Annotated in this window: 25 protein-coding genes; 9 read left to right on the forward strand and 16 right to left on the reverse strand. The window is 70.6% G+C overall.

All coding sequences use genetic code 11. From position 1 onward, the window contains the following. Positions 1-83 precede the first annotated feature (83 nt). The 5 genes from ACIREE_RS01350 to ACIREE_RS01370 all read right to left on the reverse strand — a co-directional run bounded on the left by ACIREE_RS01350 (position 84) and on the right by ACIREE_RS01370 (position 6,628). Positions 84-2,066 carry a SpoIIE family protein phosphatase gene (locus ACIREE_RS01350; protein ID WP_404145308.1) on the reverse strand — a complete coding sequence of 661 codons (1,983 nt, stop codon included), beginning with the start codon at positions 2,064-2,066 and terminating at the stop codon, positions 84-86. Between the two features lie 79 nt (positions 2,067-2,145). Continuing rightward, entirely contained in the window at positions 2,146-2,532 is a 387-nt protein-coding gene (locus tag ACIREE_RS01355; protein WP_404144704.1) for a hypothetical protein, read from the reverse strand. Positions 2,533-2,709: 177 nt separating this feature from the next. Next, positions 2,710-3,390 (reverse strand): DUF402 domain-containing protein, encoded by a 681-nt coding sequence (locus tag ACIREE_RS01360; RefSeq protein ID WP_404144705.1) that lies wholly within the window; start codon positions 3,388-3,390, stop codon positions 2,710-2,712. A gap of 74 nt (positions 3,391-3,464) precedes the next feature. Then, complete coding sequence (locus ACIREE_RS01365; RefSeq protein ID WP_404144706.1) at positions 3,465-4,862, reverse strand: class II fumarate hydratase; 1,398 nt, start codon at positions 4,860-4,862, stop codon at positions 3,465-3,467. Positions 4,863-4,957: 95 nt separating this feature from the next. Further along, the gene (locus ACIREE_RS01370; RefSeq protein ID WP_404144708.1) at positions 4,958-6,628 is read right to left on the reverse strand and encodes a fumarate hydratase; all 1,671 of its coding nucleotides are present in this window, start codon (positions 6,626-6,628) and stop codon (positions 4,958-4,960) included. A gap of 164 nt (positions 6,629-6,792) precedes the next feature. Between ACIREE_RS01370 and ACIREE_RS01375 the strand changes: the two genes are divergently transcribed. Beyond that, positions 6,793-7,491 carry a DUF1707 domain-containing protein gene (locus ACIREE_RS01375; protein ID WP_404144709.1) on the forward strand — a complete coding sequence of 233 codons (699 nt, stop codon included), beginning with the start codon at positions 6,793-6,795 and terminating at the stop codon, positions 7,489-7,491. A 149-nt stretch (positions 7,492-7,640) separates the two neighbouring features. Next, on the forward strand, positions 7,641-8,009 hold the full coding sequence (locus tag ACIREE_RS01380; RefSeq protein WP_404144711.1) for a WhiB family transcriptional regulator: 369 nt from the start codon (positions 7,641-7,643) through the stop codon (positions 8,007-8,009). Between the two features lie 99 nt (positions 8,010-8,108). Here the strand turns inward: ACIREE_RS01380 and glpX are convergent, their stop codons facing one another. Continuing rightward, positions 8,109-9,143, reverse strand: coding sequence for a class II fructose-bisphosphatase (glpX, locus tag ACIREE_RS01385; RefSeq protein ID WP_404144713.1), 1,035 nt, complete (start codon positions 9,141-9,143; stop codon positions 8,109-8,111). 194 nt (positions 9,144-9,337) lie between these two features. On the opposite strand from glpX, the gene ACIREE_RS01390 reads away from it, so the two are divergent. Beyond that, entirely contained in the window at positions 9,338-9,892 is a 555-nt protein-coding gene (locus ACIREE_RS01390) for a DUF4245 domain-containing protein (RefSeq protein ID WP_404144715.1), read from the forward strand. 65 nt (positions 9,893-9,957) lie between these two features. Here ACIREE_RS01390 and ACIREE_RS01395 read toward each other — a convergent pair whose 3' ends face one another. The 3 genes from ACIREE_RS01395 to xseA form a co-directional block, all read right to left on the reverse strand. Then, on the reverse strand, positions 9,958-10,548 hold the full coding sequence (locus ACIREE_RS01395) for a malonic semialdehyde reductase (RefSeq protein WP_404144717.1): 591 nt from the start codon (positions 10,546-10,548) through the stop codon (positions 9,958-9,960). 120 nt (positions 10,549-10,668) lie between these two features. Continuing rightward, positions 10,669-10,920, reverse strand: coding sequence for an exodeoxyribonuclease VII small subunit (locus tag ACIREE_RS01400; RefSeq protein ID WP_404144719.1), 252 nt, complete (start codon positions 10,918-10,920; stop codon positions 10,669-10,671). A gap of 23 nt (positions 10,921-10,943) precedes the next feature. Beyond that, on the reverse strand, positions 10,944-12,170 hold the full coding sequence (xseA, locus tag ACIREE_RS01405; protein WP_404144721.1) for an exodeoxyribonuclease VII large subunit: 1,227 nt from the start codon (positions 12,168-12,170) through the stop codon (positions 10,944-10,946). A 149-nt stretch (positions 12,171-12,319) separates the two neighbouring features. Here xseA and ACIREE_RS01410 point away from each other — a divergent pair, with 149 nt between their 5' ends. Next, positions 12,320-13,741 (forward strand): collagen-binding domain-containing protein, encoded by a 1,422-nt coding sequence (locus tag ACIREE_RS01410; protein ID WP_404144723.1) that lies wholly within the window; start codon positions 12,320-12,322, stop codon positions 13,739-13,741. A 33-nt stretch (positions 13,742-13,774) separates the two neighbouring features. Here the strand turns inward: ACIREE_RS01410 and ACIREE_RS01415 are convergent, their stop codons facing one another. Then, complete coding sequence (locus ACIREE_RS01415) at positions 13,775-15,130, reverse strand: APC family permease (RefSeq protein WP_404144725.1); 1,356 nt, start codon at positions 15,128-15,130, stop codon at positions 13,775-13,777. 82 nt (positions 15,131-15,212) lie between these two features. Between ACIREE_RS01415 and ACIREE_RS01420 the strand changes: the two genes are divergently transcribed. Further along, entirely contained in the window at positions 15,213-16,211 is a 999-nt protein-coding gene (locus ACIREE_RS01420) for a 4-hydroxy-3-methylbut-2-enyl diphosphate reductase (RefSeq protein ID WP_404144727.1), read from the forward strand. A 30-nt stretch (positions 16,212-16,241) separates the two neighbouring features. Next, complete coding sequence (ppgK, locus tag ACIREE_RS01425) at positions 16,242-16,991, forward strand: polyphosphate--glucose phosphotransferase (protein WP_404144729.1); 750 nt, start codon at positions 16,242-16,244, stop codon at positions 16,989-16,991. Positions 16,992-17,016: 25 nt separating this feature from the next. On the opposite strand, the gene ACIREE_RS01430 is transcribed toward ppgK, so the two are convergent. Continuing rightward, a complete protein-coding gene (locus ACIREE_RS01430; protein WP_404144731.1) occupies positions 17,017-17,634 on the reverse strand; it encodes a DUF6542 domain-containing protein in 618 nt (205 codons plus the stop codon). A 166-nt stretch (positions 17,635-17,800) separates the two neighbouring features. On the opposite strand from ACIREE_RS01430, the gene ychF reads away from it, so the two are divergent. Further along, positions 17,801-18,889: a redox-regulated ATPase YchF gene (ychF, locus tag ACIREE_RS01435; protein WP_404144733.1), complete on the forward strand. Its 1,089-nt coding sequence runs from the start codon at positions 17,801-17,803 to the stop codon at positions 18,887-18,889. A 105-nt stretch (positions 18,890-18,994) separates the two neighbouring features. Here ychF and ACIREE_RS01440 read toward each other — a convergent pair whose 3' ends face one another. The 4 genes from ACIREE_RS01440 to ACIREE_RS01455 form a co-directional block, all read right to left on the reverse strand. Beyond that, a complete protein-coding gene (locus ACIREE_RS01440; protein WP_404144735.1) occupies positions 18,995-19,258 on the reverse strand; it encodes a type II toxin-antitoxin system RelE/ParE family toxin in 264 nt (87 codons plus the stop codon). Then, complete coding sequence (locus tag ACIREE_RS01445) at positions 19,251-19,520, reverse strand: type II toxin-antitoxin system Phd/YefM family antitoxin (RefSeq protein ID WP_404144737.1); 270 nt, start codon at positions 19,518-19,520, stop codon at positions 19,251-19,253. Before ACIREE_RS01445 ends, ACIREE_RS01440 begins: the two co-directional genes overlap by 8 nt. A gap of 143 nt (positions 19,521-19,663) precedes the next feature. Beyond that, the gene (locus ACIREE_RS01450; protein WP_404144738.1) at positions 19,664-20,683 is read right to left on the reverse strand and encodes an ABC transporter permease; all 1,020 of its coding nucleotides are present in this window, start codon (positions 20,681-20,683) and stop codon (positions 19,664-19,666) included. After that, the gene (locus ACIREE_RS01455) at positions 20,680-21,672 is read right to left on the reverse strand and encodes an ABC transporter ATP-binding protein (RefSeq protein WP_404144740.1); all 993 of its coding nucleotides are present in this window, start codon (positions 21,670-21,672) and stop codon (positions 20,680-20,682) included. Before ACIREE_RS01455 ends, ACIREE_RS01450 begins: the two co-directional genes overlap by 4 nt. Positions 21,673-21,904: 232 nt before the next feature. Here ACIREE_RS01455 and ACIREE_RS01460 point away from each other — a divergent pair, with 232 nt between their 5' ends. Further along, entirely contained in the window at positions 21,905-23,134 is a 1,230-nt protein-coding gene (locus tag ACIREE_RS01460) for a histidine kinase (RefSeq protein WP_404144741.1), read from the forward strand. After that, positions 23,131-23,787, forward strand: a complete 657-nt coding sequence (locus ACIREE_RS01465) for a response regulator (RefSeq protein ID WP_404144742.1) — start codon at positions 23,131-23,133, stop codon at positions 23,785-23,787. Before ACIREE_RS01460 ends, ACIREE_RS01465 begins: the two co-directional genes overlap by 4 nt. A gap of 40 nt (positions 23,788-23,827) precedes the next feature. Here the strand turns inward: ACIREE_RS01465 and ACIREE_RS01470 are convergent, their stop codons facing one another. Beyond that, positions 23,828-24,640 carry a hypothetical protein gene (locus ACIREE_RS01470; protein ID WP_404144743.1) on the reverse strand — a complete coding sequence of 271 codons (813 nt, stop codon included), beginning with the start codon at positions 24,638-24,640 and terminating at the stop codon, positions 23,828-23,830. Positions 24,641-24,710: the final 70 nt, after the last annotated feature.

Genomic DNA, 24,710 nt, shown 5'->3' on the forward strand with positions numbered 1-24,710 from the left:
CGCCCCCGGGGGGGCCCGGCGGGCGCCCCCCCCCCCCCCCCCCCCCGGCCCCCCCCCCCCCCCCCCCGCCCCCCCCCCCCGCTTCAGTCCCCGTGCGGGGTGTGGTCACCCGCGGGTCGCGCCAGTTCGAACCAGACGACCTTTCCAGTGCTCAGGCGGGTCGCGCCCCAGCGTCTTGTCAGCCGGTTCACCAGGAACAGGCCGCGGCCGCCCTCGTCGGTGGCCCGCGCGTTGCGCTGGCGCGGCAGCTGCGGGACGTCGTCGCCGACCTCGCAGCGCAGCACGTCGGTGCGCAGCAGGCGCAGCGTCACCGGCCGGGAGGCGTAGCGCACCGCGTTCGTGACGACCTCGCTCACCAAGAGTTCGACGGAGTCCGTCATCTCCTCAAGTCCCCAGCGGGTCAAGGCACTTCGGGCGAGCCGGCGGGCCCGGCCGGGCGCCGCGTCCTCCGGGTCGAGGGTCCAGTACGCGACGTCGCTCGGCGCGATCCCGTCGAAGCGGGCGGCGAGCAGCGCGATGTCGTCGTCCCGGTCACCCGGGCCGAGCATGTCCAGTACGTCGTCGCAGAGCGCTTCCAGCGGCGGCGAATGGTCCGGCCCGGTCAGCTGCGCGGTGGCGGCGAGCCGCTCGCGCAGTTGCTCTATGCCGGTCCACACGTCCCGCAGCCGCGACTCGACCAGGCCGTCGGTGTAGAGCAGCAGCGTCGCACCCGCCGGGGCGTCCAGCTCGACCGCCTCGAAGTCGACGCCGCCCACCCCGATCGGCGCCCCGGGCGGTACGCGCAGTACCTCCGCGCGGCCGCCCAGGTGCAGCATTATGGGCGGCGGATGCCCCGCGTTGGCGATGGTGATGCGGTGCGCGACCGGGTCGTAGACCGCGTACAGGCACGTCGCCATCCGGTCCGTGCCGAGCCGCTGCGCCTGCTCGTCGAGGTGGTGCAGCACCTCCTGCGGCGGCAGGTCGAGCCCGGCCAGCGTCTGCGCGGTCGTGCGCAGCTGGCCCATGATCGCGGCCGAGGTCATGGAGTGGCCCATGACGTCCCCGACGACCAGTGCGACCCGGCTGCCGGGCAGCGGGATCGCGTCGTACCAGTCGCCGCCGACCCGCGCCGTCTCCGCCGCGGGCAGGTAGCGCGAGGCGAGCCGCACCCCGGTCGGGCGCGGCAGCGTCTCCGGCAGCATCGTGCGCTGCAGCTCGTCCGCGATGTAGGCCTCGCGCCCGTACAGCATCGCCTTGTCGATGCCGAGCGCGCTGTGCGTGGCCAACTGGCCGGCCACCAGAAGGTCGTCGGCGTCGAACGCGGACCGGTTCGGCTGGCGCAGGAAGACCGCCGCGCCGATCACCCGGCGCCGCCCCCGCAGCGGCGCCAGGATCGCGCGGCGACCCGTGGGCACCGACCGGTCGCCGCCGAGGAGTTCGGGCAGCGCGGCGAGCGCGGCGGGCGAGTCCGCGAAGACGGGCCGCACCCCGCGCAGCACCTCGGCCAGCGCGCCGCCGGCCCGCACCTCGCACAACTCGGTGCTGTCCGGCGCCAGTTCGATCGGGGGGACGAGGACGGTCGGCTGGACGCCGTCCGTGTCCAGGTCCTCGACCGCGTCGGGGATCCGGTCGCTGCGGCGCAACCGCAGCACCATCGGGCCGAGCGGGCGTTCGTCGCCGACCGGCAGCGGTTCGCGCAGATAGACCAGGATCGCGTCCGAGAACGTCGGCACCGTCGCCCGGCACAGGCCCATCACGATCTCGTCGAGGTCGATGCCCCGCGCGATCCGCCGGGTCGCCGCGCCGACGAAGCGCAGCCGGTCGCCGTCGCGGCGCATGGCCGTGGGCTGCCCCGTGGGGCGCGGCTGCCCGGAGCGCCGCTCGTCGCCCGCCGGCGCCCCCGAGGGCCGTACCGGCTCGGGCGAGGGCGAGTGCGGCTGCGAGTGCTCGGCGTCCGCCGAGGCCGAGGCGGCGGGGGAGGCGGCGGCGCGCCGCGGCTGCTGCGGTAAGCCGTCACCGGCCGGGGTCCCGGAGGAGTTGGGGGTACTCCTGAGGGCCCCGCGGGGATCGGCGGGGCCGGCCGCCATGCCGTAGTGGCGGCCTTCGTGGGAGGTCGGGTGCTCCGTCACGCGTGTCGAATCCGTCCGTCCGGGGCTGCGCGCCGTGTCACTGGCCAGTGCGCCGGCAGTTGAGGAACAGCTGGTGTTCGGGTGGGGCGTCGGTGCTCGCGGGGGCGTACGCGTACGTCTCCTCCCCGGTGGTCTCGAAGTCCGCAGCGCGCACGGCGGGGCGCGGTACGCCCCGCAGAAAGGCCGATACCCGGAATGTGTGTCCCAGGAACGGAATTTCCGCGTCATCCGGACCGGACTGCCGGAACTCCGCCTCGGGCGCCTGTGCGCCCAGCGGCGGATACGTCAACAACTGTGGTCCGGCGGCCAGTTGACCGCCCTTGCGGCGAAACGCTCCGTCATGGCGTGCGCAGATCGCGTCGAACGCCGCGGCCTGGTCGGACCTGTCCGACCGGCTCGCCCTGTCCGCTCCCGCCACCTTCACGGTCCCACCGCCCCTAGATGACCTCGTCGACATCGTTGACATCATTGACATCGTGTCAGACCTACCGGGGACGCGAAGAGTTGCTGTTGAAACAGCTTTTTATGCACCTCTTCGCGCCACTGTGCGCTCTTGCGGAGGACGATCCTACGTTTACCCCGTGGGGGCGCATCAAGGGTCTCATGACGACACGCGCGCGGGCGTACGGTCCCAGTCCGCAGGAAGTGCCGGTACGGGCCACGCGGGGTCGGGCCGCCAGTGCTGCCAGCCGTCCGAGAACGGGTGGCCCCACTCCTCGATCACCTCGACGGCCCGGCGCCCCGCGGCCCGTACCGCGGCGGCCCGCGCGGCGCTCATCAGGCCCGCCGCCTGTGCCTGGGTGAACTCGTCCTCGTCGTGCCAGCGCCAGCTGGCGTCCTGGTACACCGACAGATCGAGGAAGTGGTCCTCGGAGTCGACACCGCCGGACCACCGCACGCGCGGCGCCTCAAGATTCACGTACCAGTTACGGAACGTCCAGTCCGGCTCCCAGAACAGCCACACCGACCAGGGCTCGGCCGGCCGCGCCAGCTTCAGCACGCCCGCGCCGAACCAGCGGTCGCGCTGCAGCGCGCGCGGCTTGGTGTAGCGGGTGGCGAGCGGCTCGCGGTGCACCGGCGTGCCGTCGGCCATGACCGGCTTCACGCACTCGGTGCCGGGCGCCATCCACACGGCGAGCAGCTCCGCCGTGTCCTGGACGACCGTGACCGGACGACAGATGTGAAAGCCGTCGCCCCCGTTGGCACGGTAGCGCCACAGGATCGGCTCGCCGGGCGCCCATCGCCCGCCACCCTCGTCGTCGGTCCGGTCGTCGTCTGTCATGCGCAGATATTAGGTGCCGTAGGCATACGACGCTGCGGTACGGGCCACGAAATACGTCATCCGGCCATGAAGCGTTACGGGTGCGTCATCCGCAGTACATCGAGCGCCTCGTCGAGCTGCTCCACCGTCAGGTCGCCGCGCTCCACGTACCCGCCGTCGAGCACGACCTCGCGGATCGTCCTGCGCTCGGCGAGCGACTTCTTGGCGACCTTGGCGGCCTCCTCGTAGCCGATGTACTTGTTGAGCGGGGTGACGACGGACGGCGAGGACTCGGCGTACTCGCGGGCCCGCTCGCGGTTGGCGGTGATGCCGTCGACGGTGCGGTCGGCGAGGAGCCGCGTGACGTTCGAGAGCAGCCGGATCGACTCAAGGACGTTCTTGGCGATGACCGGCAGCATCACGTTCAGCTCGAAGTTGCCGGCGGCGCCCGCCGTGGCCACCGTCGCGTCGTTGCCGATCACCTGCGCGGCGACCATCAGGGTCGCCTCGGGAATGACGGGGTTCACCTTGCCCGGCATGATCGACGAACCGGGCTGCAGATCCGGCAGGTTGATCTCGGCGAGCCCGGTGCGCGGGCCCGAAGCGGCCCAGCGCAGATCGTTGGCGATCTTCGTCAGGCCGACCGCGATGGTCCGCAACTGCCCGCTCGTCTCCACGATCCCGTCGCGCGCGCCCTGCGCCTCGAAGTGGTCGCGGGCCTCGGTCAGCGGCAGCCCCGTGGCCCGCGCCACCTCGGCGATGACGGCGGCCGGGAACCCGGGCGGCGTGTTGATCCCGGTGCCGACCGCCGTGCCGCCCAGCGGGAGTTCGGCAAGGCGCGGCAGCGAGGCCGTGAGCCGCTCCACGCCGTAGCGGACCTGCGCCGCGTAGCCGCCGAACTCCTGGCCCAGCGTCACCGGCGTCGCGTCCATCAGATGCGTACGCCCGGACTTCACGACGTCGGCGAACTCCGCCGACTTGCGCTCCAGGGACGCGGCGAGGTGCTCCAGGGCCGGAATCAGATCGTGTGTCACGGCGGCCGTGGCCGCGATATGGATCGAGGACGGGAAGACGTCGTTCGACGACTGCGAGGCGTTGACGTGGTCGTTCGGGTGGACGTCACGGCCCAGGCGCTCGGTGGCGAGCGTGGCAAGCACCTCGTTGGTGTTCATGTTCGACGAAGTGCCGGATCCTGTCTGGAAAACGTCCACAGGGAACTCGTCGTCCCAGCGGCCGTCGGCGACCTCGGCCGCCGCGTCGGCGATGGCCCCGGCGATGTCCTTGTCGAGTACGCCCAGCTCGGCGTTGACCCGGGCGGCCGCCGCCTTGATACGGGCGAGCGCCTCGATGTGGGCGCGCTCCAGGCGCTGCCCCGAGACGGGGAAGTTCTCCACGGCGCGCTGCGTCTGGGCCCGCCACTTGGCGGCGGCGGGGACGTGGACCTCGCCCATGGAATCGTGCTCGATGCGGTAGTCGCTGCGGTCGTCGCTCATACCTCGTACAGCACGGGCACGCGCCGTGATGTTCCCGGCGCAACGCCGGACGGACCGTGGGATTCAGCCCGTCCGGCGGGTGGCACGGGGCGCTGTTACGCCAGACCGGGGCCGCGCACCGGGATGTGCGTGAAGGTCGGCTCGGGCGCCGGGTTCTGGAAGAAGTCGTTGCCCTTGTCGTCGACGACGATGAACGCCGGGAAGTCCTCGACCTCGATCTTCCAGACGGCCTCCATGCCGAGCTCCTCGTACTCGACGACCTCGACCTTCTTGATGCAGTCCTGGGCGAGCCGCGCGGCAGGGCCGCCGATGGAGCCCAGGTAGAAGCCGCTGTGCGCGTCGCAGGCGTCGGTGACCTGCTGCGAGCGGTTGCCCTTGGCGAGCATCACCTTGGAGCCGCCCGCGGCCTGGAACTGCTCCACGTAGGAGTCCATGCGCCCGGCCGTCGTCGGCCCGAAGGAGCCCGACGCGTAACCCTCCGGGGTCTTGGCGGGACCCGCGTAGTAGACGGGGTGGTCCTTCAGGTACTGCGGCATCTCCTCGCCCGCGTCCAGGCGCTCCTTGATCTTGGCGTGCGCGATGTCGCGGGCCACGACCAGCGGGCCGGTCAGCGAGAGACGGGTCTTCACCGGGTACTTGGTGAGCTCGGCGAGGATCGCGTCCATCGGCTGGTTCAGATCGACCTTCACGACGTCGTTCTCCGCGTCGAGGTGCTCGTCCGTCGTCTCCGGCAGGAAGCGCGCCGGGTCCCTCTCCAGCTGCTCCAGGAAGACGCCCTCCGCGGTGATCTTCGCGGTCGCCTGGCGGTCGGCCGAGCAGGACACGGCGATGGCCACCGGGCAGGACGCGCCGTGCCGCGGCAGCCGCACCACGCGTACGTCGTGACAGAAGTACTTGCCGCCGAACTGCGCGCCGATCCCGATCTTCTGGGTCAGCTCGAAGACCTTCTCCTCCAGCTCCTTGTCGCGGAAGCCGTGGCCGAGCTCGGAACCCTCGTCGGGGATCTCGTCGTAGTAGTGCGCGGAGGCGTACTTCGCGGTCTTCAGCGCGTACTCGGCGGAGGTGCCGCCCACGACGATCGCCAGGTGGTACGGCGGGCACGCGGCGGTGCCGAGCGAGCGGATCTTCTGCTCCAGGAACTTCATCATGGAGGACTCGTTCAGAACGGCCTTCGTCTCCTGGTAGAGGAACGACTTGTTGGCCGAGCCGCCGCCCTTCGCCATGAAGAGGAACTTGTAGGCGCCGCCGTCGGTCGCGTACAGCTCGATCTGCGCCGGGAGGTTCGATCCCGTGTTCTTCTCGTCCCACATGGTCAGCGGGGCCATCTGCGAGTAGCGCAGGTTCAGGTTCTTGTACGCGTCGTAGATGCCGCGCGACAGGGCCGCCTCGTCGCCGCCTGCCGTCAGCACGTTCTGCCCGCGCTTGCCCATCACGATCGCGGTGCCCGTGTCCTGGCACATCGGCAGCACGCCCGCCGCCGCGATGTTCGCGTTCTTCAGCAGGTCGAGCGCGACGAACTTGTCGTTGTTCGACGCCTCGGGGTCGTCCACGATGCGGCGCAGCTGCGCGAGGTGGGCCGGGCGCAGGTAGTGCTGGATGTCGTGGATGGCCTCGGCGGCGAGCGTGCGCAGCGCCTCCGGCTCGACCTTCAGGAACGTACGGCCGTCCGGCCCCTCGGCGGTGGAGACACCCTCCGATGTCACCAGGCGATACGGCGTGGTGTCCTCGCCCTGGGGGAGCAGATCGGTGTACGCGAACTCAGGCATCTCGCCCATTCCTTACTAGACAGACAGCGGCTGGCATTCGTTGGCAGCGCCAACCAGCGTAGAACCTGCCCACGCGCGCGGGCCTGTGAGGTAGGGCTCAGTTCCCGGCCCCGACCACCTCCGCCCCCTAGTCGCGATCTATCGCGTTTGGGTAGGCTGCTGTCGTGGACCTTCAGAAGCGCCCCCAGCAGAGCGCCCCCGCGGCGGAACCGGCCGATTTGCGCGCATCCGATGCCGACCGTGACCGCATCGCGGACATCCTGCGCGAGGCGCTCGCCGAGGGCCGGCTCGACGCGGAGGAGCACGCCGAGCGGATCGACGGCGTGTACCGCGCCAAGACGCTGGGTGAACTGGAGCCGCTGGTAAGGGACTTGCCGGGTGCGCAGACGCCCGGCCGGGCCGCCGCCCCTGGATCCCCGCCGAACCAGCCGGCGCCCGGCACCATCCCGCCGGTGCCCAGCGAGAACCTGGTGGCGGTGTTCAGCTCCACCACCCGCAGGGGCCGCTGGCGCGTGGGCCGCCGCACGCACGCGTACGCCGTGTTCGGCAACGTCGAGATCGACCTCAGCGAGGCGATCTTCGAGCACCCGCAGGTCTACATCAGGGCGGTCTCGGTCTTCGGCAACGTCGAGATCCGCGTCCCCGAGAACGTGTCGCTGCGCGGCAGCGGCGGCGGTGTCCTCGGCAACTTCGAGGTGGACACGCTCGACGCCACGGACCCGGGGGCGCCCGTCGTCTACGTCGACGGCGTCGCGGTCCTCGGCAACATCGAGGCCAAGCCCAAGCGCGGCAAGATCATCCAGGACCTCCACAAGTACGTCGGCAAGTATGTCGACAAGCACCTGCGCAAGCACCTCGACTGAGCGCGGGGCCCCACGCCCCGAACTCCCGTATGCGCTCGGGAACTTCCGCGCTTCGGAACTCAGTGCATAGGCGCCGACACAGCGGGTAGAGCTTGCTGCATCGTCTCTCGCTCGCGAAAGCCGTCGTAAGCCGTCGTCAGGAGTAGACCGTGCTGCATCCGCCGCATCAGTCCCTGCAGGTCGCCGCCGTACCGTCCCAGCGGGTGCCCGTGCAGGACAGGGACCAGGACGCACCGTGGCACACGGAGGCCGTGTGCAGGCGCGACGAGGCGGGACTCTTCTTCGCCCCATCCAAAGAGCCCACCGCCGCGCGGCTGGCGCGCGAGCAGGCGGCCAAGGGGGTCTGCGCCCGCTGTCCGGTGATGGTCGAGTGCCGCGAGCACGCCCTGCTCCAGCCGGAGCCGTACGGGGTGTGGGGCGGCCTCACCGCCGCCGAGCGGCGCGTGGTGCTGGCGCGCAGGCGCCGCCGCGAGGTCGAGCTGCAGAAGTCGGAGCGCGCGGTGGCGGCCGCCGGATAGGCGGCACGGTCTTACGGGATTTACGGGAAAGCCGTCGGGGGCGCCTCTCGTGGAGGAGGCGCCCCCGACCGCTTGTCCGCTCCGCGAAGAGCCCGCGGGCTACTTGGCCCGGTCGAAGTCGACCGCGCTGTACGCCCGGAGCTTGCTCAGCCGGTGCTGGGAGTCGATCTGCCGGATCGTGCCCGACTTGGACCGCATCACCAGGGACGAGGTCGTCGCCGTCTCGGAGCTGTAGCGCACGCCGCGCAGCAGCTCGCCGTCGGTGATGCCGGTGGCGACGAAGAACACGTTCTCGCCGGATACCAGGTCGTCCGTGGACAGCACGCGGTCCAGGTCGTGCCCCGCGTCGAGCGCGCGCTGGCGCTCCGCGTCGTCCTTGGGCCACAGCTTGCCCTGGATGACACCGCCCAGGCACTTGATCGCGCAGGCCGAGATGATGCCCTCGGGGGTGCCGCCGATGCCCAGGAGCAGGTCGACGCCGGAGTCCTCGCGCACCGCGAGCACCGATCCCGCGACGTCGCCGTCGGAGATCAGCTTGATCCGGGCGCCGGTCTCCCGGACCTCCTTGATGATGCCCTCGTGGCGCGGCCGGTCGAGGATGACGACGGTGACGTCCTCGGGCGCGGCCTTCTTCGCCTTGGCGACCCGCCGGATGTTCACCGACACCGGCGCGTTGATGTCCACGTAGTCGGCGGCCTCGGGACCGGCCACCAGCTTGTCCATGTAGAAGACGGCGGACGGGTCGAACATCGTGCCGCGGTCGGCGGCGGCGAGCACGGCGATCGCGTTCGGCATGCCCTTCGCGCAGAGCGAGGTGCCGTCGATCGGGTCGACGGCGATGTCGCACTCGGCGCCGGTCCCGTCACCCACCTGTTCGCCGTTGAACAGCATCGGCGCCTCGTCCTTCTCACCCTCGCCGATGACGACGACGCCGTCCATCGACACGGTGGAGACGAGCTTTCGCATGGCGCGCACGGCCGCGCCGTCCGCGCCGTTCTTGTCGCCGCGGCCGACCCAGCGGCCGGCGGCCATGGCCGCGGCCTCGGTGACCCGGACGAGCTCCAGGGCGAGGTTGCGGTCCGGGGCCTCGGAGGGGACCTCGAGTTCGGACGGAAGCTGGTGATGCTCGGTCATCGAGACGCACCTTTCTGTTCCGGGATTTCACCGGGATACGACGACGGCCGGATGAGGGTTATTGGCGTCGATCCTATCGCCAGTCCGACAATATGAGCAGACTGCCCCACGGATGAGCGGGCCTGTCCCCGCCGGGCCGCGTGGTGCGGGACCTCCTGGCAGAGATCATCCGGCGACCTGCGACGATGGGGCGCGTGGCAGGAAGAAATGGCAAGAAGACGGTCGGCAGCCTGGTCCTCTCGCTCGGCGTCTGCGTCGTCGCGGCGGGTGTCGCGTACGCGTTCATTCCGCACGACGCCTCCAAGGAGGCGCCGGTCAAGCGCGTGGACTACCGCATCGAGCTGCTGACGGCCCGACGCGCGGCCTCGTACCCGGTGGCCGCTCCTACGGGCCTCACGAAGGGCTGGAAGCCGACCTCCGTGCGCTACGACGGCGAGTCGAACGAGGCCTGGCACCTCGGCTTCCTCGACCCCGAAGGCCAGTACGTCGCCATCGAGCAGTCGACCGACAAGCCGGTCCGGTTCATCGACGACGCGAGCCAGGGCGCCGAGGAGACCAGCCGCAAGCAGACCATCGGCGGCGAGAGCTGGCAGCGCTACAAGGGCGAGGAGTACGACGCCCTGGTGCTGAAGCGGAAGGGCTCCACGACCCTGGTGACCGGCACGGCCGGCTTCGGGCAGCTGACGAAGATGGCCGAGTCGCTGGAGATGAAGACCGACAAGCAGGCCAAGCCCGACAAGCCCGCCTAGTACCTGTACGTACGTGAGAGGGCCCCGGCAGCGCCGGGGCCCTCTCACGTACGTACAGGCAGAACTCAGACGGTCGTGATGACCTGGTCGAGCTCGAGGCGCGGGGAGCGCGGGAACCAGGCGTCGTCGCCCGGCTTGCCGATGTTGACGACCATCAGCGGGGTGTGGTCGTCGTCCAGGAACTCCTTCTGGACGGCGGCGAAGTCGAGACCGGTCATCGGGCCCGCGGAGAGGCCGGCGGCGCGCACGCCGATGATGAAGTAGGCGGCCTGCAGCGACGCGTTCAGCGCGGCGGCCTGCTCGCGGACCGGGCGCTCGGAGAAGAAGGCGTCCTTGGCGGCCGGGAAGTGCGGGAAGAGCGCCGGGAGCTCCTCGTGGAACTCGTTGTCCGCGGAGAGGATCGCGACCAGCGGGGCGGCGGCGGTCTTCGGCCGGTTGCCCTCGGCCATGTGCTGCACGAGGCGCTCGCGGGCCTCGGGGGAGCGGACCAGGGTGATGCGCAGCGGCGACTGGTTGAAGGCGGTCGGGCCGAACTTGACCAGGTCGTAGATCGCCTGCACCTGCTCGTCGGTCACCGGCTCGTCGGTGAAGGTGTTCGCGGTGCGGGCCTCGCGGAAGAGGAGGTCCTGGGCGGCGGGGTCAAGAACGAGAGACATCGATCAACCTTCTCGGTACGGACGTGACGGCTGCGGTGATCCGATCCGTCCGGATCAGCCGGTACCTACGACAGTACGCGGATGAGGTTCAACCTTCAACCAAACTCCTGGTGACCCTGTTCACTCCTCCCCGGCGTCCTCGTCCCCGGAGTTCTCGTTGTCGTCCTCCTCGGCCAGGGCGGCGTCGAGCCGGGCCCGGGCGCCGTCCAGCCAGCGGCGGCACACCTTCGCCAGCTCCTCGCCCCGCTCCCACAGCGCGAGGGACTCCTCCAGGGACGTGCCGCCGGTCTCCAACCGCCGTACGACATCGATCAGTTCGTCCCGGGCCTGCTCATAGCCGAGCGTCTCGTCGGCCGTCTTCGTGGCTGCCATCGTGGTGTGGTCCGTCCTCACGCTCAGGTCTCTGATGTTTCGGTTGTCGTGACTCGTACGGTGAACTCGCCCTCGGCGACCCTGGCCCGCAGCTCTTCGTCCGGCGCCGCCTCGTCCGGCGCGCGGACCACGTGGCCGTCCGCCTTCTGCAGCACCGCGTAACCGCGCTTGAGCGTGGCCGCGGGGGAGAGGGCGACCACGCGCGCGTGCGTGTGCGTCAGATCGGACTCGGCGCGGTCCAGGAGGTGGCCGAGCGTGCGCCGGGCCCGCTCGGCCAGCGCCGCGACCTGCTCCTCGCGCTCGTCGACCATGCGGTGCGGGTCCTGTATCGAGGGCCGGGAGAGCGCCGAGGCGAGACCCCGCTCCTCGCGGTCGAGGAAGCCCTCGACGCTGCGCCGGGCCCGGTCGCGCAGCCAGCGCACCCGCTCGTACTCCTCGCCGACGTCCGGCACGACCTTCTTCGCCGCGTCGGTCGGCGTCGAGGCGCGCAGGTCGGCGACCAGGTCGAGCAGCGGGCTGTCCGGCTCGTGGCCGATCGCGGAGACGACGGGCGTACGACAGGCGGCCACCGCCCGTACCAACTGCTCGTCGGAGAACGGCAGCAGGTCCTCCACGCTGCCACCGCCGCGCGCGACGATGATCACGTCGACGTCGTCGAGCGCGTCCAGCTCCTTGACCGCCTGCACGACCTGCGGCACGGCGTGCACGCCCTGCACCGGCACATTGCGCACCTCGAAGCGGACGGCGGGCCAGCGGTGCCGCGCGTTCTCCAGTACGTCGCGCTCGGCGGCCGACGCGCGGCCGGTGACCAGCCCGACGAGCTGCGGCAGGAACGGCAGCGGCTTCTTGCGGTCGGCCGCGAAGAGCCCCTCCTGGGCGAGCGACTTCTTCAGCTGCTCCAGGCGCGCGAGCAGCTCGCCGACGCCGACCGGGCGGATCTCGGCGGCGCGCAGGGAGAGCTGCCCGCGCGGCGCGTACCACTCCGGCTTCGCGTGCACCACGACCCGGGAGCCTTCGCGCACCACGTCCGCCACCGCTTCGAACACCTGCCGGTAGCAGGTGACCGAGACCGAGATGTCGTACGACGGATCGCGCAGTGTCAGGAACACCACACCGGCGCCCGGCCTGCGGGACAGCTGGGTGATCTGCCCCTCGACCCACACGGCGCCGAGCCGGTCGATCCATCCGCCGATGAGCCGGGAGATCTCGCCCACGGGGAGCGGGGCGTCCGGGGACGTGTTGGCAGCCATGCCGCGAGGGTAGTCGCCGGGACCGACAGCCGGGGCCGGCGAGAGGTGCCGCCGGGGTCACCGGCCAGGTGGGGCACACGGGTCATCCTGCCCGCGCTCCGGCGTGACCTCCCGGGCTCGCCCGGGAGGTGTCCCTAGCGTCGACCGGTATGACAAAAGTGATCAGAACAGCGATTCCGGTCGCCGCGAGCTGTGTCGTGTGCGCGGGCGGGCTGCTGCTGGCGGCGGGCCCGGTGAGCTCCGCGCCCGCCGCCCCGCGCGCCGCCGTCTCCATCGGCAATCCTGTCGCCGGCAACAACGGCTTCGGTGTGGTCACCGAGGAGGACGCCTATCTCGGCAGCACCGAATCGGAGGGCCCGGTCGCGGTCGGCGGCGACCTGCGCTTCGGCGCCGGTTACAACGTCTCCCTGAACACCGCCGGTTCCTTCACCGCGCCCGGCGACTCGCGCCCCACGGCGCTGCTCGTCGGTGGCCGGGTCCGGTACGACGAGAGCGACCCGGCGGGCGTCCTCAAGGTCCTGCAGAACGGGTACGTCAAGATCGGCGACATGTCCGGCGGCCACGCCCTGGGAACCGACAGCAACGGCGCGACCGTCAACACGCGCGTCGTCGCGGCGGCCGACCCGTACGACGCCACGCCCCGTATCGAACTGAGCACGCACCAGGACCCCACGAAGGTCGGTCCCGCGAACCTCATGGACTTCCCCGGCCTGTTCACCACGTACCGGGACCGCGCACAGCAGATGGCGACCTGCGCGAACAACGTGACCCTGCTCGACGGCAACGGTGACCCGCTTCCCGACCAGAAGACCGTCGCGCCGAACTCGCAGATCAAGCTCCGCCTCGACCCCAGCCGCACCAACGTCGTGCACCTCACCGGCGCGATGCTGAACAACATCTCGACCCTGACGCTGCTCGACCAGCCGACGGCGGCGGCCCCGCTGGTGTTCGTCGTGGACACCAGCGCCGAAGGCGGGGACTACACCTGGCACGCGCCGACGATGGCCGGGGTCGGCAGTTCCCAGACGCACATCCTGTGGGACTTCCCCGACGCCACCCGGATCACCAATCCCGACGGCGACGAGATCGAGGGCACGGTCTACGCGCCGAGCGCGGAGTTCATCGACCTGGACTCCTCGAACATCGAGGGCGACGTCATCGTGAAGTCGCTGGTCCAGGGGTCGACGGCGGCCGTCGGAGGCAGCGCGGTGAACGCTGGGGAGATCCACTACCACCCGTTCGACGGGAACATCCAGTGCGACGACACGCCCACGCCCACGCCGACTCCCACCCCCACGCCGACTCCCACCCCCACGCCGACTCCCACCCCCACGCCGACTCCCACACCGACGCCGACCCCGACTCCCACGCCGACGACGCCCGCACCCTCGTCCCCGACTCCGGCCCCGACCACGCCCGCCACTCCCACCCCGACAGGACCCGAACTCGCCGATACCGGCTCGGACCGGCGGACCTCCGTGATCCTCGGCGGTATCGCGGCCACCCTGGTGGTCACGGGCGCCGGGGCGATGGCCCTGGGCCGGCTGCGCAGAAACGGACGGCACCGCTGACCCGCTGACCCGCCGGGGCGGGCGGCGGCCGGACTACGCCGGATCCGCCGCCCGCCCCCGCTGCGCCACGAGCACCGCGAGCCCCACGACCAGCCAGATCGCGCCCACCACCTGAGCCGCCCCCGACGCCTCCACGATCACCGCGACCGTGATCGCCGCGCCGAGCACGGGGAGCAGAATGTGCCGCCACCAGCTCACGGCTCCGCCCTGGCGGCGGACCGCGAAATAGCCGACCACGCTCGCGTGCAGCAGCGTGAACGCCGTCAGGGCGCCGATGTCGACGACCGAGACCAGATGGTCCATGCCGTCGTCGCGCCGCGCCGCCCACACCGCCGCGACCAGCGTGATCACCGCGGCGATGAGCAGCGCCGTGCGCGGGACACCCGAGTTCGTCCGGGACAGCGCCTTCGGCAGCCGCCTGTCGCGGGCCATCGCGAACAGCAGCCGGCCCGCCGCGGCCTGCCCGGCAAGAGCCGCGAACGCCGCGCCGATCGCCTTGCTCACCGCCACCAGATCGTGCAGCCACCCGCCGACCGACGTGTCCACGGCGTCGTAGAACGCGGAGCCCTGCTTCACCGGATCGGCCGCCAGCTGCGCCGAGGTCGTCGGTTCGAGGAGCGCGACCAGGTACGTCTGCACGACGAACAGCACACCCGTGAACGCCAGACAGAACAGCACCGCCCGTGCCACCTTCGCCGAGCCGCCCGTCACCTCCTCGGCGAACGTGGCGATCGCGTCGAAGCCCAGATAGGAGAGAACAGCGACGGACACCGCGCCGATCACCGCCGACAGGGCGAACGCGCCCTGCGTGCCGTCCCCGGTCAGCGGCGACAGCCAGTCCCGCTGCGCGCCGTCCCGGGCCAGCACCACGATCGCGGACCCGATGAAGACCAGCAGGACCACGATCTCGAGCGCCAGGACCGCGAAGCCGACCCGGGCCGCGGCCCGCACCCCCCACAGATTCAGCAGCGTCGTGATCAGCACGGCGAGCGCCGTCCACACCCACCGCGACACCGAGGGCACCAGCGCGTTCATCGCGATCCCCGAGAAGAGGTACGCCACCGCCGGGATCAGCAGATAGTCCAGCATCGCCATCCAGCCCGCGATGAAACCGGGCCCCTTTCCGAGCCCCACGCGCGCGTAGGCGTACACCGACCCCGCGCGTGGAGCGACCCGCACCATCTGCGCGTAACTGAAAGCGGTGAACGCCATCGCGACGGTCGCCACGATGTAGACGAGCGCGACCGCGCCGTGCGACTTCGCGTCCAGGGTGCCGAAGACGCCGACCGGCGCCATAGGAGCGATGAAGAGCAACCCGTAGACGACAAGGTCCCGGAAGCCGAGACTGCGCCGCAGTCCTGCCTCTTCATGCGTGATCTCGGCGGACATGCTGCCTCCGTGGGTCGCGAGACACCCAGTCTCCCCAGACGGCGGATCTTTGGCCTCCCGGGTGCGCCCTTACGATGGAGGCATGACTGCTACGACTGGCTCCCGCCGCGTCCTGCTCGCCGCCCCCCGTGGCTACTGCGCCGGTGTGGACCGTGCCGTTATCGCCGTCGAGAAAGCCCTGGAGCAGTACGGGGCCCCGATCTATGTCCGCCACGAGATCGTGCACAACAAGTACGTCGTGCAGACCCTGGAGCGGAAGGGCGCCATCTTCGTCGAGCAGACGGAGGAGGTTCCCGAGGGCGCCATCGTGATGTTCTCCGCGCACGGCGTCGCACCGACCGTCCACGACGAGGCCGAGCGCGGCAAGCTCGCCACCATCGACGCGACCTGCCCCTTGGTCACCAAGGTCCACAAGGAAGCGATCCGTTACGCCAACGACGACTTCGACATCCTCCTGATCGGCCACGAGGGCCACGAGGAGGTCATCGGCACCTCCGGCGAGGCCCCCGACCACATCACGCTGGTCGACGGCCCCGAGGACGTCGCCAAGGTCGAGGTCCGCGACCCGTCCAAGGTCGTCTGGCTCTCCCAGACCACGCTCTCCGTCGACGAGACGATGGAGACGGTCGACGCGCTCAAGGGCAAGTTCCCGGGGCTCATCTCGCCGCCCAGCGACGACATCTGCTACGCCACGCAGAACCGCCAGCTCGCCGTGAAGCAGATGGGCGCGGACTCCGAGCTCGTCATCGTCGTCGGCTCGCGCAACTCCTCGAACTCCGTGCGCCTCGTCGAGGTCGCCAAGCTGGCCGGCGCGCGGGACGCGTACCTCGTGGACTACGCCTCCGAGATCGACGAGGCCTGGCTGGAGGGCGTCACGACCGTCGGCGTCACCTCGGGCGCCTCCGTCCCCGACGTCCTCGTCGAGGAAGTCCTGGAGTGGCTCTCCCAGCGCGGCTACGCGGACGTGGAGATCGTCAAGGCGGCCGAGGAGTCGATCACGTTCTCGCTGCCGAAGGAGCTCCGGCGCGACCTGCGCGCGGAGGCCGCGGCGCTGATGCAGGGTTCCGCGACCGACAAGTGACGGAGGCCACGGCGTCGTACCGTGGAGCCCATGAACAAGATCTTCGGTGTGGACATCGGCGGATCCGGGATCAAGGGCGCCCCGGTCGATCTTGAGCGCGGCGACCTCGCCCAGGAGCGGTTCAAGGTGCTGACCCCGCACCCGGCGACGCCCGACGCGGTCGCCGAGGGCGTCAAGCAGGTCGTCGAGAACTTCGAGGGCGGCTGCGACCGGGTCGGCATCACGTTCCCCGGCGTCGTCACCGGCGGCTCGACGATCCGTACCGCCGCCAACGTCGACAAGAGCTGGATCGACGTCGACGCCCGCGCCCTCCTCAGCGAGAAGCTCGGCGGCCTGCCCGTCACCGTGCTCAACGACGCGGACGCGGCGGGCGTCGCCGAGGTGCAGTTCGGCGCGGGCCGCGGCCGCAAGGGCACCGTGCTGCTGCTCACCTTCGGCACCGGCATCGGCAGCGCCCTGTTCAGCGAGGGCGTCCTCGTCCCCAACACGGAGCTCGGCCACCTGGAGCTCGACGGCCACGACGCCGAGCACCGCGCCTCCACCAAGGCCAAGGAGGACCATGACCTGAGCTGGGAGCACTGGGCGCACCGCGTCCAGAAGTACCTGGCCCACGTCGAGATGCTGTTCTCGCCCGAGCTGTTCGTCATCGGCGGCGGTATCAGCCGCAAGGCCCACAAGTTCCTGCCGCTGATCGAGGGCATCAAGGCGGAGATCGTCCCGGCGCAGCTGCAGAACAACGCGGGGATCGTGGGCGCGGCGATGACGGCGTCGCGCGCGTAGCCGTACGTCCTTGAGCGGTACGTCCTTACGCGGTACGTCGCCGGGGTGCCGGGGCCGTGGACGGCGACGCCGCCTGACCGGCCCGCCGCTGCGCCGCGCGGCGGCGGGCCATCAGCCGCACCTTGCGTACGGTCACGACGACCCCGGCGAGCAGCGTGCCGGCGTACAGCCAGACCGCGTTCATGGCGAGCGTCGTGAAGACCCCCATGAGGCGCGCGCCCGACCCGCCCGCCCCGTCGGCGATCGGCACCGACCCGGCGGCGAACGCGATCGGCACCGCGACCGGCGCCGTCAGCAGGTCCGCCTTCCGCACCCACCCGGCAGTAAGGCCGCTGACCAGCAGGAACAGCACGCCGTACACGGCCGCCGCGCCGTCGAACAGCAGCAGGTCCACAAAGCCGAGCACCAGCATCGCGGCCACGCAGAACAGGCCACTGCCCAGGCCGGTGAGTCTCGGGTTCGGAAAACGGCGCAGAGCCAGCACGATCGGCGCCACCCGCCGGGCCTGCCGGGCGGCCCGGTACACGGTGGCGGACCCGGAGGTCGTGGCGGCGCGCTCGTCGCGTCCGCCCTGCGCCTGCGGCGGAAGCGGGGCCGTGCGGCGGGGGCGGGATTGCGAGGGACGCGTCCTGGGTTGCTCCACCCGTCCAACATAGGTGGGCTTATGTGCGGAATAGGCCAAAGGACACGCCCTTTGGCCGAGCTTGACCGATGCCGGTCGGGTGTTCGATACGTCGCCGGGGCGGGTGCGGTGAGGCCGTAGACTGGTGGATCGCCCACACCTCACCTCTTGTACGGGAAGTCGCAACGTGTCGCTCACGATCGGAATCGTCGGTCTGCCGAATGTCGGCAAGTCGACCCTGTTCAACGCCCTGACCAAGAACGACGTGCTCGCGGCCAACTACCCGTTCGCGACCATCGAGCCGAACGTCGGCGTGGTCGGCGTCCCCGACGCCCGTCTCACCAAGCTGGCCGAGATCTTCTCCTCGCAGAAGGTCCTCCCGGCGACGGTCGACTTCGTCGACATCGCGGGCATCGTGCGCGGCGCGAGCGAGGGTGAGGGCCTGGGCAACAAGTTCCTGGCGAACATCCGTGAGTCGGACGCGATCTGCCAGGTCATCCGCGCCTTCAAGGACGAGAACGTCGTGCACGTCGACGGCAAGGTCTCGCCCAAGGACGACATCGAGACGATCAACACCGAGCTGATCCTCGCCGACCTCCAGACGATCGAGAAGGTCCTGCCGCGCCTCCAGAAGGAGTCGCGCATCAAGAAGGACGTCGCCCCGAAGGTGAAGGCGATCGAGGAGGCCCAGGCGATCCTGGAGAAGGGCGACACGCTCTTCTCGCAGGGCATCCTCCAGGGCTCGGAGCGCGCGGAGCTCCTGCACGACCTGCACCTCCTCACCACCAAGCCCTTCCTCTACGTCTTCAACGTGGACGAGGACGAGCTGACGGACGACGCCTTCAAGGCCGAGCAGCGTGCCCTGGTCGCCCCGGCCGAGGCGATCTTCCTCAACGCCAAGCTGGAGCAGGACCTCGCCGAGCTCGACGAGGAGGACGCCATGGAGCTCCTCGAGTCCGTCGGCGCCGAGGAGCCGGGCCTCGCGACCCTGGCCCACGTCGGCTTCGACACCCTCGGCCTGCAGACCTACCTGACGGCGGGCCCCAAGGAATCCCGGGCCTGGACCATCAAGAAGGGCGCCACGGCCCCCGAGGCGGCCGGTGTCATCCACACCGACTTCCAGAAGGGCTTCATCAAGGCCGAGGTCATCTCCTTCGCGGACCTGGTCGAAACGGGCTCGGTGGCGGAGGCCCGCTCGGCGGGCAAGGCGCGCATGGAGGGCAAGGACTATGTGATGCAGGACGGGGATGTGGTGGAGTTCCGGTTCAACGTGTGACCGCACGTAGGTAGAAAGGGTCGGCTCCTTGAAAAGTCGGCCCCTCCGTCGTGACCGTGCTGACCGGGCGCTGGATGTCCTGGCGCGCGCCGCATCAGGCCCGGATCAGGTGTCATAAACCGTCGAGCGGTGCCCGACGTGCACGACCCACACCACCAGTTCCCCGTTGTCGATCGTGTAGACGATCCGGTAATCGCCGACTCGCAGTCGACGGCGGTCCGGTTGGGAAACGAGTGCGGTGGTGTTGAAGCCGAGCGGGTCGCTTTCGAGTTCGGTCAGCTTGGCCAGGATGCGGAGCGCCATGTCGCGCGGAATCCTGCGCAGTTCGGTCTGTGCCTCAGGTCGGAAGGCGGTGCGGTATTCACTCACCGCGTGCCAGCGTCTCCCGCATGATGTCCTCGATCGGGATGCCTGGTGCCGGGTTGGCCATGCGCTCGTCGATGATCCGGTTGATCTCGTGCTCTTCCCACTCCTGGTACTTGCGCAGCACCTCGATGGAGACGATCGCGGCGACTTCCTTGCCTCGGCGAGTGATCACGGTGGGTACATCCTCGCGATCGGCGCGTTCTACGACCTCGGCGAGGTGTGCGCGCACGTCCCGGATGGACTCTATGGGCAGAGGCTGCGTCATGAGACCAAGAGTACCGAATGTCGCATGTGTACACAACGGTCGCAGGGCAACGACGTGATGCCCGTCGTCATTGAGGACTGAAAGCCAAAAAAAGAGGGCCGACTCCGCGGAGTCGGCCCCCTGGCTTGTTTCCGGGGCGGAGGTCACAGCAGCCGCTTGCGGCCCCAGACGATGATGAAGGTGACGACCGCGGCGGTGGCGGCGAGCATGAGGCCCGCTCCGAGCCACTGCATCGTGTGCATCTGGGAGATCGGAAGGTAGTCCATCGACCAGCCCACGACATGCTGGGACTCCAGGCAGGCCGTGTGCGCCTTGTCGTTGTCGATCTTGTCCAGGCACGCGGTCCAGTCCAGGCGGGCTCCGGAGTCGGTGATGAAGTAGGTGCCCTGTCCCTGCTGCACCGCACCGGCGGGCAGCTCCGGCCGGGTGGCGCCGGGCCCGACGCCCTTGTCCGTGCTGACCGACAGGATGTGCCCCAGGCTCAGCCGGAACCGGTCCCAGACGACCCCGATCGCGACGACGATGCCGAGCGTGACCACCATCGACACCAGCGTGCGGCGCAGGAGCATGCCGACCGCGACGCCCACGGCGAACGTGAGCAGGGCGTAGGCGATGGGCATGACCCACGTGACGTCGAAGAACATGCCGGCGGTCCACTCCAGCGTCTCGCCGCGCCCCTTGATCGGGCTCCACCACCAGTTGTAGACGGCGGCGAGCACGGCGGTGGACAGCGCGATCAGCGCGGCGGGCATGGCGAGCTTCGTGGTGAGCCAGCGCAGTCGGCTGACGGACTGCGACGTCACCAGCTTGGCGGTGCCGGACTCCAGGTCGCCCGCGATGAGCGGGGCGCCGAGCAGGACACCCGCGAGGAGAGGGACGTAGCCGAGGTAGCCGCCGAAGTCGGTCAGACGGTTGGTGTACGTCTCGAAATCGGGCGGCAGGCCGGTGGACTTCGGCGAGGTCGAGTCCATGTAGTCCGTCATCTGTCCGCGCAGATAGACCATGACGGCCACGCTCAGGATGGTGAGGGCGATCATGGTCCAGAACGCGGCGCGGTGCTGGCGCCAGACGAGCCAGGCCGTACCGCCGAGACGTGGGCCGCGCATGTTCTGCGGGCGTCCGGCGGGTGCCGTGCGGGCCGGGTCGTGCGTGAGCGTGGTCATGCGGTCACAGCCTTCTGGCGGTCGCGGGTGAGGACGTCGTGGATGTCGCCGACCCGGGCGCTGGGGGCGATCAGCGCGGGCGCGTCGGGGGCGCGCAGATAGGCGAGCAGCAGCTCTTCCAGGGTGGGAGGCTCGGCCGGCCCGCCGAACGTGATCGGCGCGCCGAGCCGCACCAGGACGCCGGGACGGCCCTCGCCGCGGTGCGCCTCGATGACCGTGTGCGGTGCGACAGCGGGGAACGCGCCGCCCCCCGGGACGTCGAGCAGGGCGTGGGCGCCGCGCAGCTCGTTCACCTCGCCCGCGAGACGCAGACCGCCGTTCGCGACGACGAGGAGGTAGTCGCAGATGTACTCCAGCTCGGCGAGCATGTGCGACGACACCAGGACCGTCGTGCCGTGTTCGGCGGCCTCCGCCTTCAACGTGGCCATGAGCTCACGGCGGACCAGCGGGTCGAGATCGGACATCGGCTCGTCGAGAATGAGCAGGTCGGGGCGCTTGCCGAAAGCCAGGGCGAAGGCGACGCGGGTGCGCTGGCCGCCGGACAGTGTGCCGATCTTCGCCTTCATCGGCACCTGGCCCGCGTGCACGATGCCCTCGGCCACCTCCTGGTCCCAGAGGGGGTTGAGCTCGTGGCCGAGGCGCAGGGTCTCGGCCACGGTGAAGCGCCGGAACAGCGGCTTCTCCTGGGTGAGGAACGCGGTGCGCAGGACCGCCTCCGTCGACCCCGGTGCCGCGCCGAACACACGCAGGGCGCCGGTCGACGGCCGGATCATGTTGGTGGCCAACCCCATCAGGGTGCTCTTGCCGGCGCCGTTGGGGCCGACCAGGCCGCACACCCGCCCGACCGGCAGCTGGAAGGAGACGTCCCGCAGCGCCCAGCCGCGCCGGTACCGCTTGCCGAGTCCATGGGCCTCGATCGCCGGTTCGCCGAAGCCGACGGGGGGCCCGAAGCCCGTTCCGGCTCCGAGATGCATCCCTGCGTGGTCCATGTGTGGCTCCTGTACGTGTATGTGGGGGGTCCGGCCGGGTGCGTGTGGACGTCCGTGCGGGGGAGAGGTTCGGCTGTGTACGGTCGACCACTGCCGGGGACTTTCGTCACGCGAGCGCCGCCCGGTGAACACGACTCTCCTCCGCGGCGCCCTGCGGCGGATCGGGCGAAAGACAGATCATGCGTGGCCGGCTCCGACTTTCGGCCGGTCCGCCGGAGGGACGGTGAGAGGGATGGTGCAGGCGGCGAACGAGGCGCCCACACCCACGGCCACAGGGGAGCCGGGACATACGCAGGTACTGCCCGTCACGGGGTGGATGCTGCTGGCCGGGTGCCTGGTCGGCCTCGTCGTACTGGACTCGGTGGGCGGGCTCTACTGGATCGAGTACAGCGGCCCCGCCAAGCTGATCGGCGCTCTGCTGATCGTCGCTCTCGCCGTCGTCTCACCCCGGCTCGACAGCCGGGCGCTGCCGGTGGCCGCCTGCGTGTGCGCGGTCGGGTCGCTGTGCCTCTCGGTCTGGTTCCACCTGGAAATGGTGGGCAGCTCGCAGTCGCTGGGATTCGCCGAGCCGGCGGCGCTCACGTGGCTCCTGCTGCTCGTCGCCCGGCGGGGCAAGCCGTCGTGGGCGGCGCTCGCCGTCCCGCTCCTCGGCATGGCGATCGTGCTGCGGCCGGTGTCGGTCTCGGTGCGGCAGTCCACCACCATCATCGCGCTGCTCTTCGCCCTGGCGGCGGTCACGGCGCTGGGCATCGGTCTCGGGATGCGGCTGCTCCTGGTGGACCGGCGGCGCCAGGCGGCGGCCCTCCGCCTCGAGCAGCGCACGGAGTTCGCCAGGGACCTGCACGACTTCGTCGCCCACCATGTGACCGGCATCGTCGTACAGGCGCAGGGCGCCCAGGCGATAGCGGGCCGCAAGCCCGAACTGGTGCCGCCCGCCCTGCGGCGGATCGAACAGGCCGGCTCGGAGGCGCTGACCTCGATGCGGCACATGGTGGGGATGCTGCGCGACGCCGACGGCGAAGTGACGCTGACACCGCTGGCAGGCATCGGCGAAGTGCACACGCTCGTCGAGGAGTTCTCGGCCGTCGGCGGCGCCCGCGCCCGGCTCGAAGTGGAAGGGACCTTCGACGACCTGCCGGTGGAGGTGTCCACCACCGCGCACCGGGTGGTGATGGAGGCCCTCACCAACGTACGCAAACACGCCCACGGCTGCACCGAGGTGCGGGTGCGGGTGGACCGCTCGGGGGAGCGGCTCACCGTGCGGGTCAGCGACGACGGACGATCGCGGCACCACTCCCAGAGCGGATTCGGGCTCAAGGGCCTGGCCGAACGGGTGGGCCTGATCGGCGGAAGCGTCCAGGCGGGCCCGGTGACGGGCGGCGGCTGGGGCGTCGAGGCGACGCTCCCCGTGTCCCCGGCTCCGGCCACGGCACCGGCGAAGACGAAGGTGGCCGCGACATGACGATCCGCGTACTGATCGCCGACGACCAGGCCATGGTCCGAGCCGGGTTCGCGATGATCCTCGGCGCGGAGGACGACATCGAGGTCGTCGGGGAGGCCACGGACGGAGTGGAAGCCGTGGAACTCGCCGGACGCCACGGCCCCGACGTCGTGCTGATGGACATCCGCATGCCCCGCATGGACGGCCTGGAGGCACTGCGCAGACTGACCCGCCCCGGCACCGTGAACCCGCCGAAGGTCGTCGTGGTGACGACGTTCGACGACGAGGAGTACGTGCAACGGGCCCTGAGCGAAGGCGCCTCCGGGGTCCTGATCAAGGACTCGGGCCCGGCCCTCCTCGTCGAGGCCATCAGGGCGGCCGCCTCCGGCGAGGCGCTGGTGAGCCCGGCCATCACCGTCCGGCTGCTGCAACGCCTCAACAGCGCCGTGCCGGCCCCCCGGGAACCGCACACCGCGCTCTCCGCGCGGGAGAACGACCTGGTGCGCCTGGTGGCCAGAGGGCTGACCAACGCCGAGATCGCCACCGAACTGACCATCTCGGTCGGCACGGTGAAGACCCATCTCGGCAACGTGCAGACCAAACTCTCCGCCCGCAACCGCGTGGAGATCGCCGCCTGGGCCTGGGAATCAGGCCTGGTCGACGGGCGGGGATGAACCCTGGACCCGGTTCGAGCCTGGGGAACGGATGCGTGGGTCAGCCGAGCTTGGCGGCCTGCGCGTCGATGACGGCGGTCGGCTGCTCGAACGCATCGCCCCGGGTGACCGCCGCGATGTTGAAGGACGAGAACCCGGCGAGCGTGCCGCCCTGCCGGAACACGACGACCTTGGTGTCGGCCGGGGTCCCGTCCTGCTTCGTCCCCACCGTCCAGGCGACCGCGTCCTGTCCGGCGGAGACCTTCTCCTCGCTGACCTTGGTGACCTGCTGCTTCTCCCCGTCGGCCGTCATGGTGAAGCCGCCGGCGCACGTCTTCCCGGCCTCCCGCAGGGTGGTGAGGGCCTGCTCGGCGCCGTCGGCGTCGTAGGACCAGAGGGAGGTGAGGGTCTTGGTGATGTCGAGCGAGTCGATCGTCGCCTCCTCGGCCTCCTTCTTCGACATCTTCCCGAGCTCCTCCATCGAGGGCATGCCCTTCTTGGCCTGCGCGGACTCGTCGACGACGAGCCGCTGTACGCTCGCCGCCGGCTTGCCCGCCGGAAGGGCCGACAACGCCAGGGCGACCGGCTTGCACGCGGCCTTGTCGACGGTGACCGAGCCCGGCGCGAAGACGTCGTCCTTCCCCGGCTTCTTGATCTCCTGGCCCTTGACGTCGCCCTGGGTGACCGCGAGCTTCTCCAGCTCACCGGCGGTGAACGCCTTCGCCGTCGGCTTGTCGGACGCCCCGGCGCTTCCCGACTTCCCCTCGTCGCCCTGTTCATCGCCGCCACCGCCGCCACCGCACGCGGTGACCAGAAGAGCGAAGGAGACCGCGGAGACGGTCAGGGCGGTACGGCGGACGCTGGTGGCTCGCATGGTGCTTCTCCCAATGATCAACGCGCGGCGCCCGAGGACGGCGCAGAGTTACGTGATCAAGACCAACGTG

Source organism: Streptomyces sp. NPDC102467, from assembly GCF_044765445.1.
GTDB lineage: Bacteria > Actinomycetota > Actinomycetes > Streptomycetales > Streptomycetaceae > Streptomyces.

Coding starts and splice junctions, on each gene's coding strand:
- ACIREE_RS01360 (WP_404144705.1), bottom strand. CDS start 3,390: ATGACAGACGACGACCGGACCGACGACGAGGGTGGCGGGCGATGGGCG.
- glpX (WP_404144713.1), bottom strand. CDS start 9,143: ATGACCGAGCATCACCAGCTTCCGTCCGAACTCGAGGTCCCCTCCGAG.
- ppgK (WP_404144729.1), top strand. CDS start 16,242: ATGAACAAGATCTTCGGTGTGGACATCGGCGGATCCGGGATCAAGGGC.
- ACIREE_RS01395 (WP_404144717.1), bottom strand. CDS start 10,548: ATGTCTCTCGTTCTTGACCCCGCCGCCCAGGACCTCCTCTTCCGCGAG.
- ACIREE_RS01400 (WP_404144719.1), bottom strand. CDS start 10,920: ATGGCAGCCACGAAGACGGCCGACGAGACGCTCGGCTATGAGCAGGCC.
- ACIREE_RS01370 (WP_404144708.1), bottom strand. CDS start 6,628: ATGCCTGAGTTCGCGTACACCGATCTGCTCCCCCAGGGCGAGGACACC.
- ACIREE_RS01445 (WP_404144737.1), bottom strand. CDS start 19,520: ATGACGCAGCCTCTGCCCATAGAGTCCATCCGGGACGTGCGCGCACAC.
- ACIREE_RS01350 (WP_404145308.1), bottom strand. CDS start 2,066: ATGGCGGCCGGCCCCGCCGATCCCCGCGGGGCCCTCAGGAGTACCCCC.
- xseA (WP_404144721.1), bottom strand. CDS start 12,170: ATGGCTGCCAACACGTCCCCGGACGCCCCGCTCCCCGTGGGCGAGATC.
- ACIREE_RS01450 (WP_404144738.1), bottom strand. CDS start 20,683: ATGACCACGCTCACGCACGACCCGGCCCGCACGGCACCCGCCGGACGC.
- ACIREE_RS01415 (WP_404144725.1), bottom strand. CDS start 15,130: ATGTCCGCCGAGATCACGCATGAAGAGGCAGGACTGCGGCGCAGTCTC.
- ACIREE_RS01470 (WP_404144743.1), bottom strand. CDS start 24,640: ATGCGAGCCACCAGCGTCCGCCGTACCGCCCTGACCGTCTCCGCGGTC.
- ACIREE_RS01455 (WP_404144740.1), bottom strand. CDS start 21,672: ATGGACCACGCAGGGATGCATCTCGGAGCCGGAACGGGCTTCGGGCCC.
- ACIREE_RS01420 (WP_404144727.1), top strand. CDS start 15,213: ATGACTGCTACGACTGGCTCCCGCCGCGTCCTGCTCGCCGCCCCCCGT.
- ACIREE_RS01410 (WP_404144723.1), top strand. CDS start 12,320: ATGACAAAAGTGATCAGAACAGCGATTCCGGTCGCCGCGAGCTGTGTC.
- ACIREE_RS01460 (WP_404144741.1), top strand. CDS start 21,905: ATGGTGCAGGCGGCGAACGAGGCGCCCACACCCACGGCCACAGGGGAG.
- ACIREE_RS01465 (WP_404144742.1), top strand. CDS start 23,131: ATGACGATCCGCGTACTGATCGCCGACGACCAGGCCATGGTCCGAGCC.
- ACIREE_RS01365 (WP_404144706.1), bottom strand. CDS start 4,862: ATGAGCGACGACCGCAGCGACTACCGCATCGAGCACGATTCCATGGGC.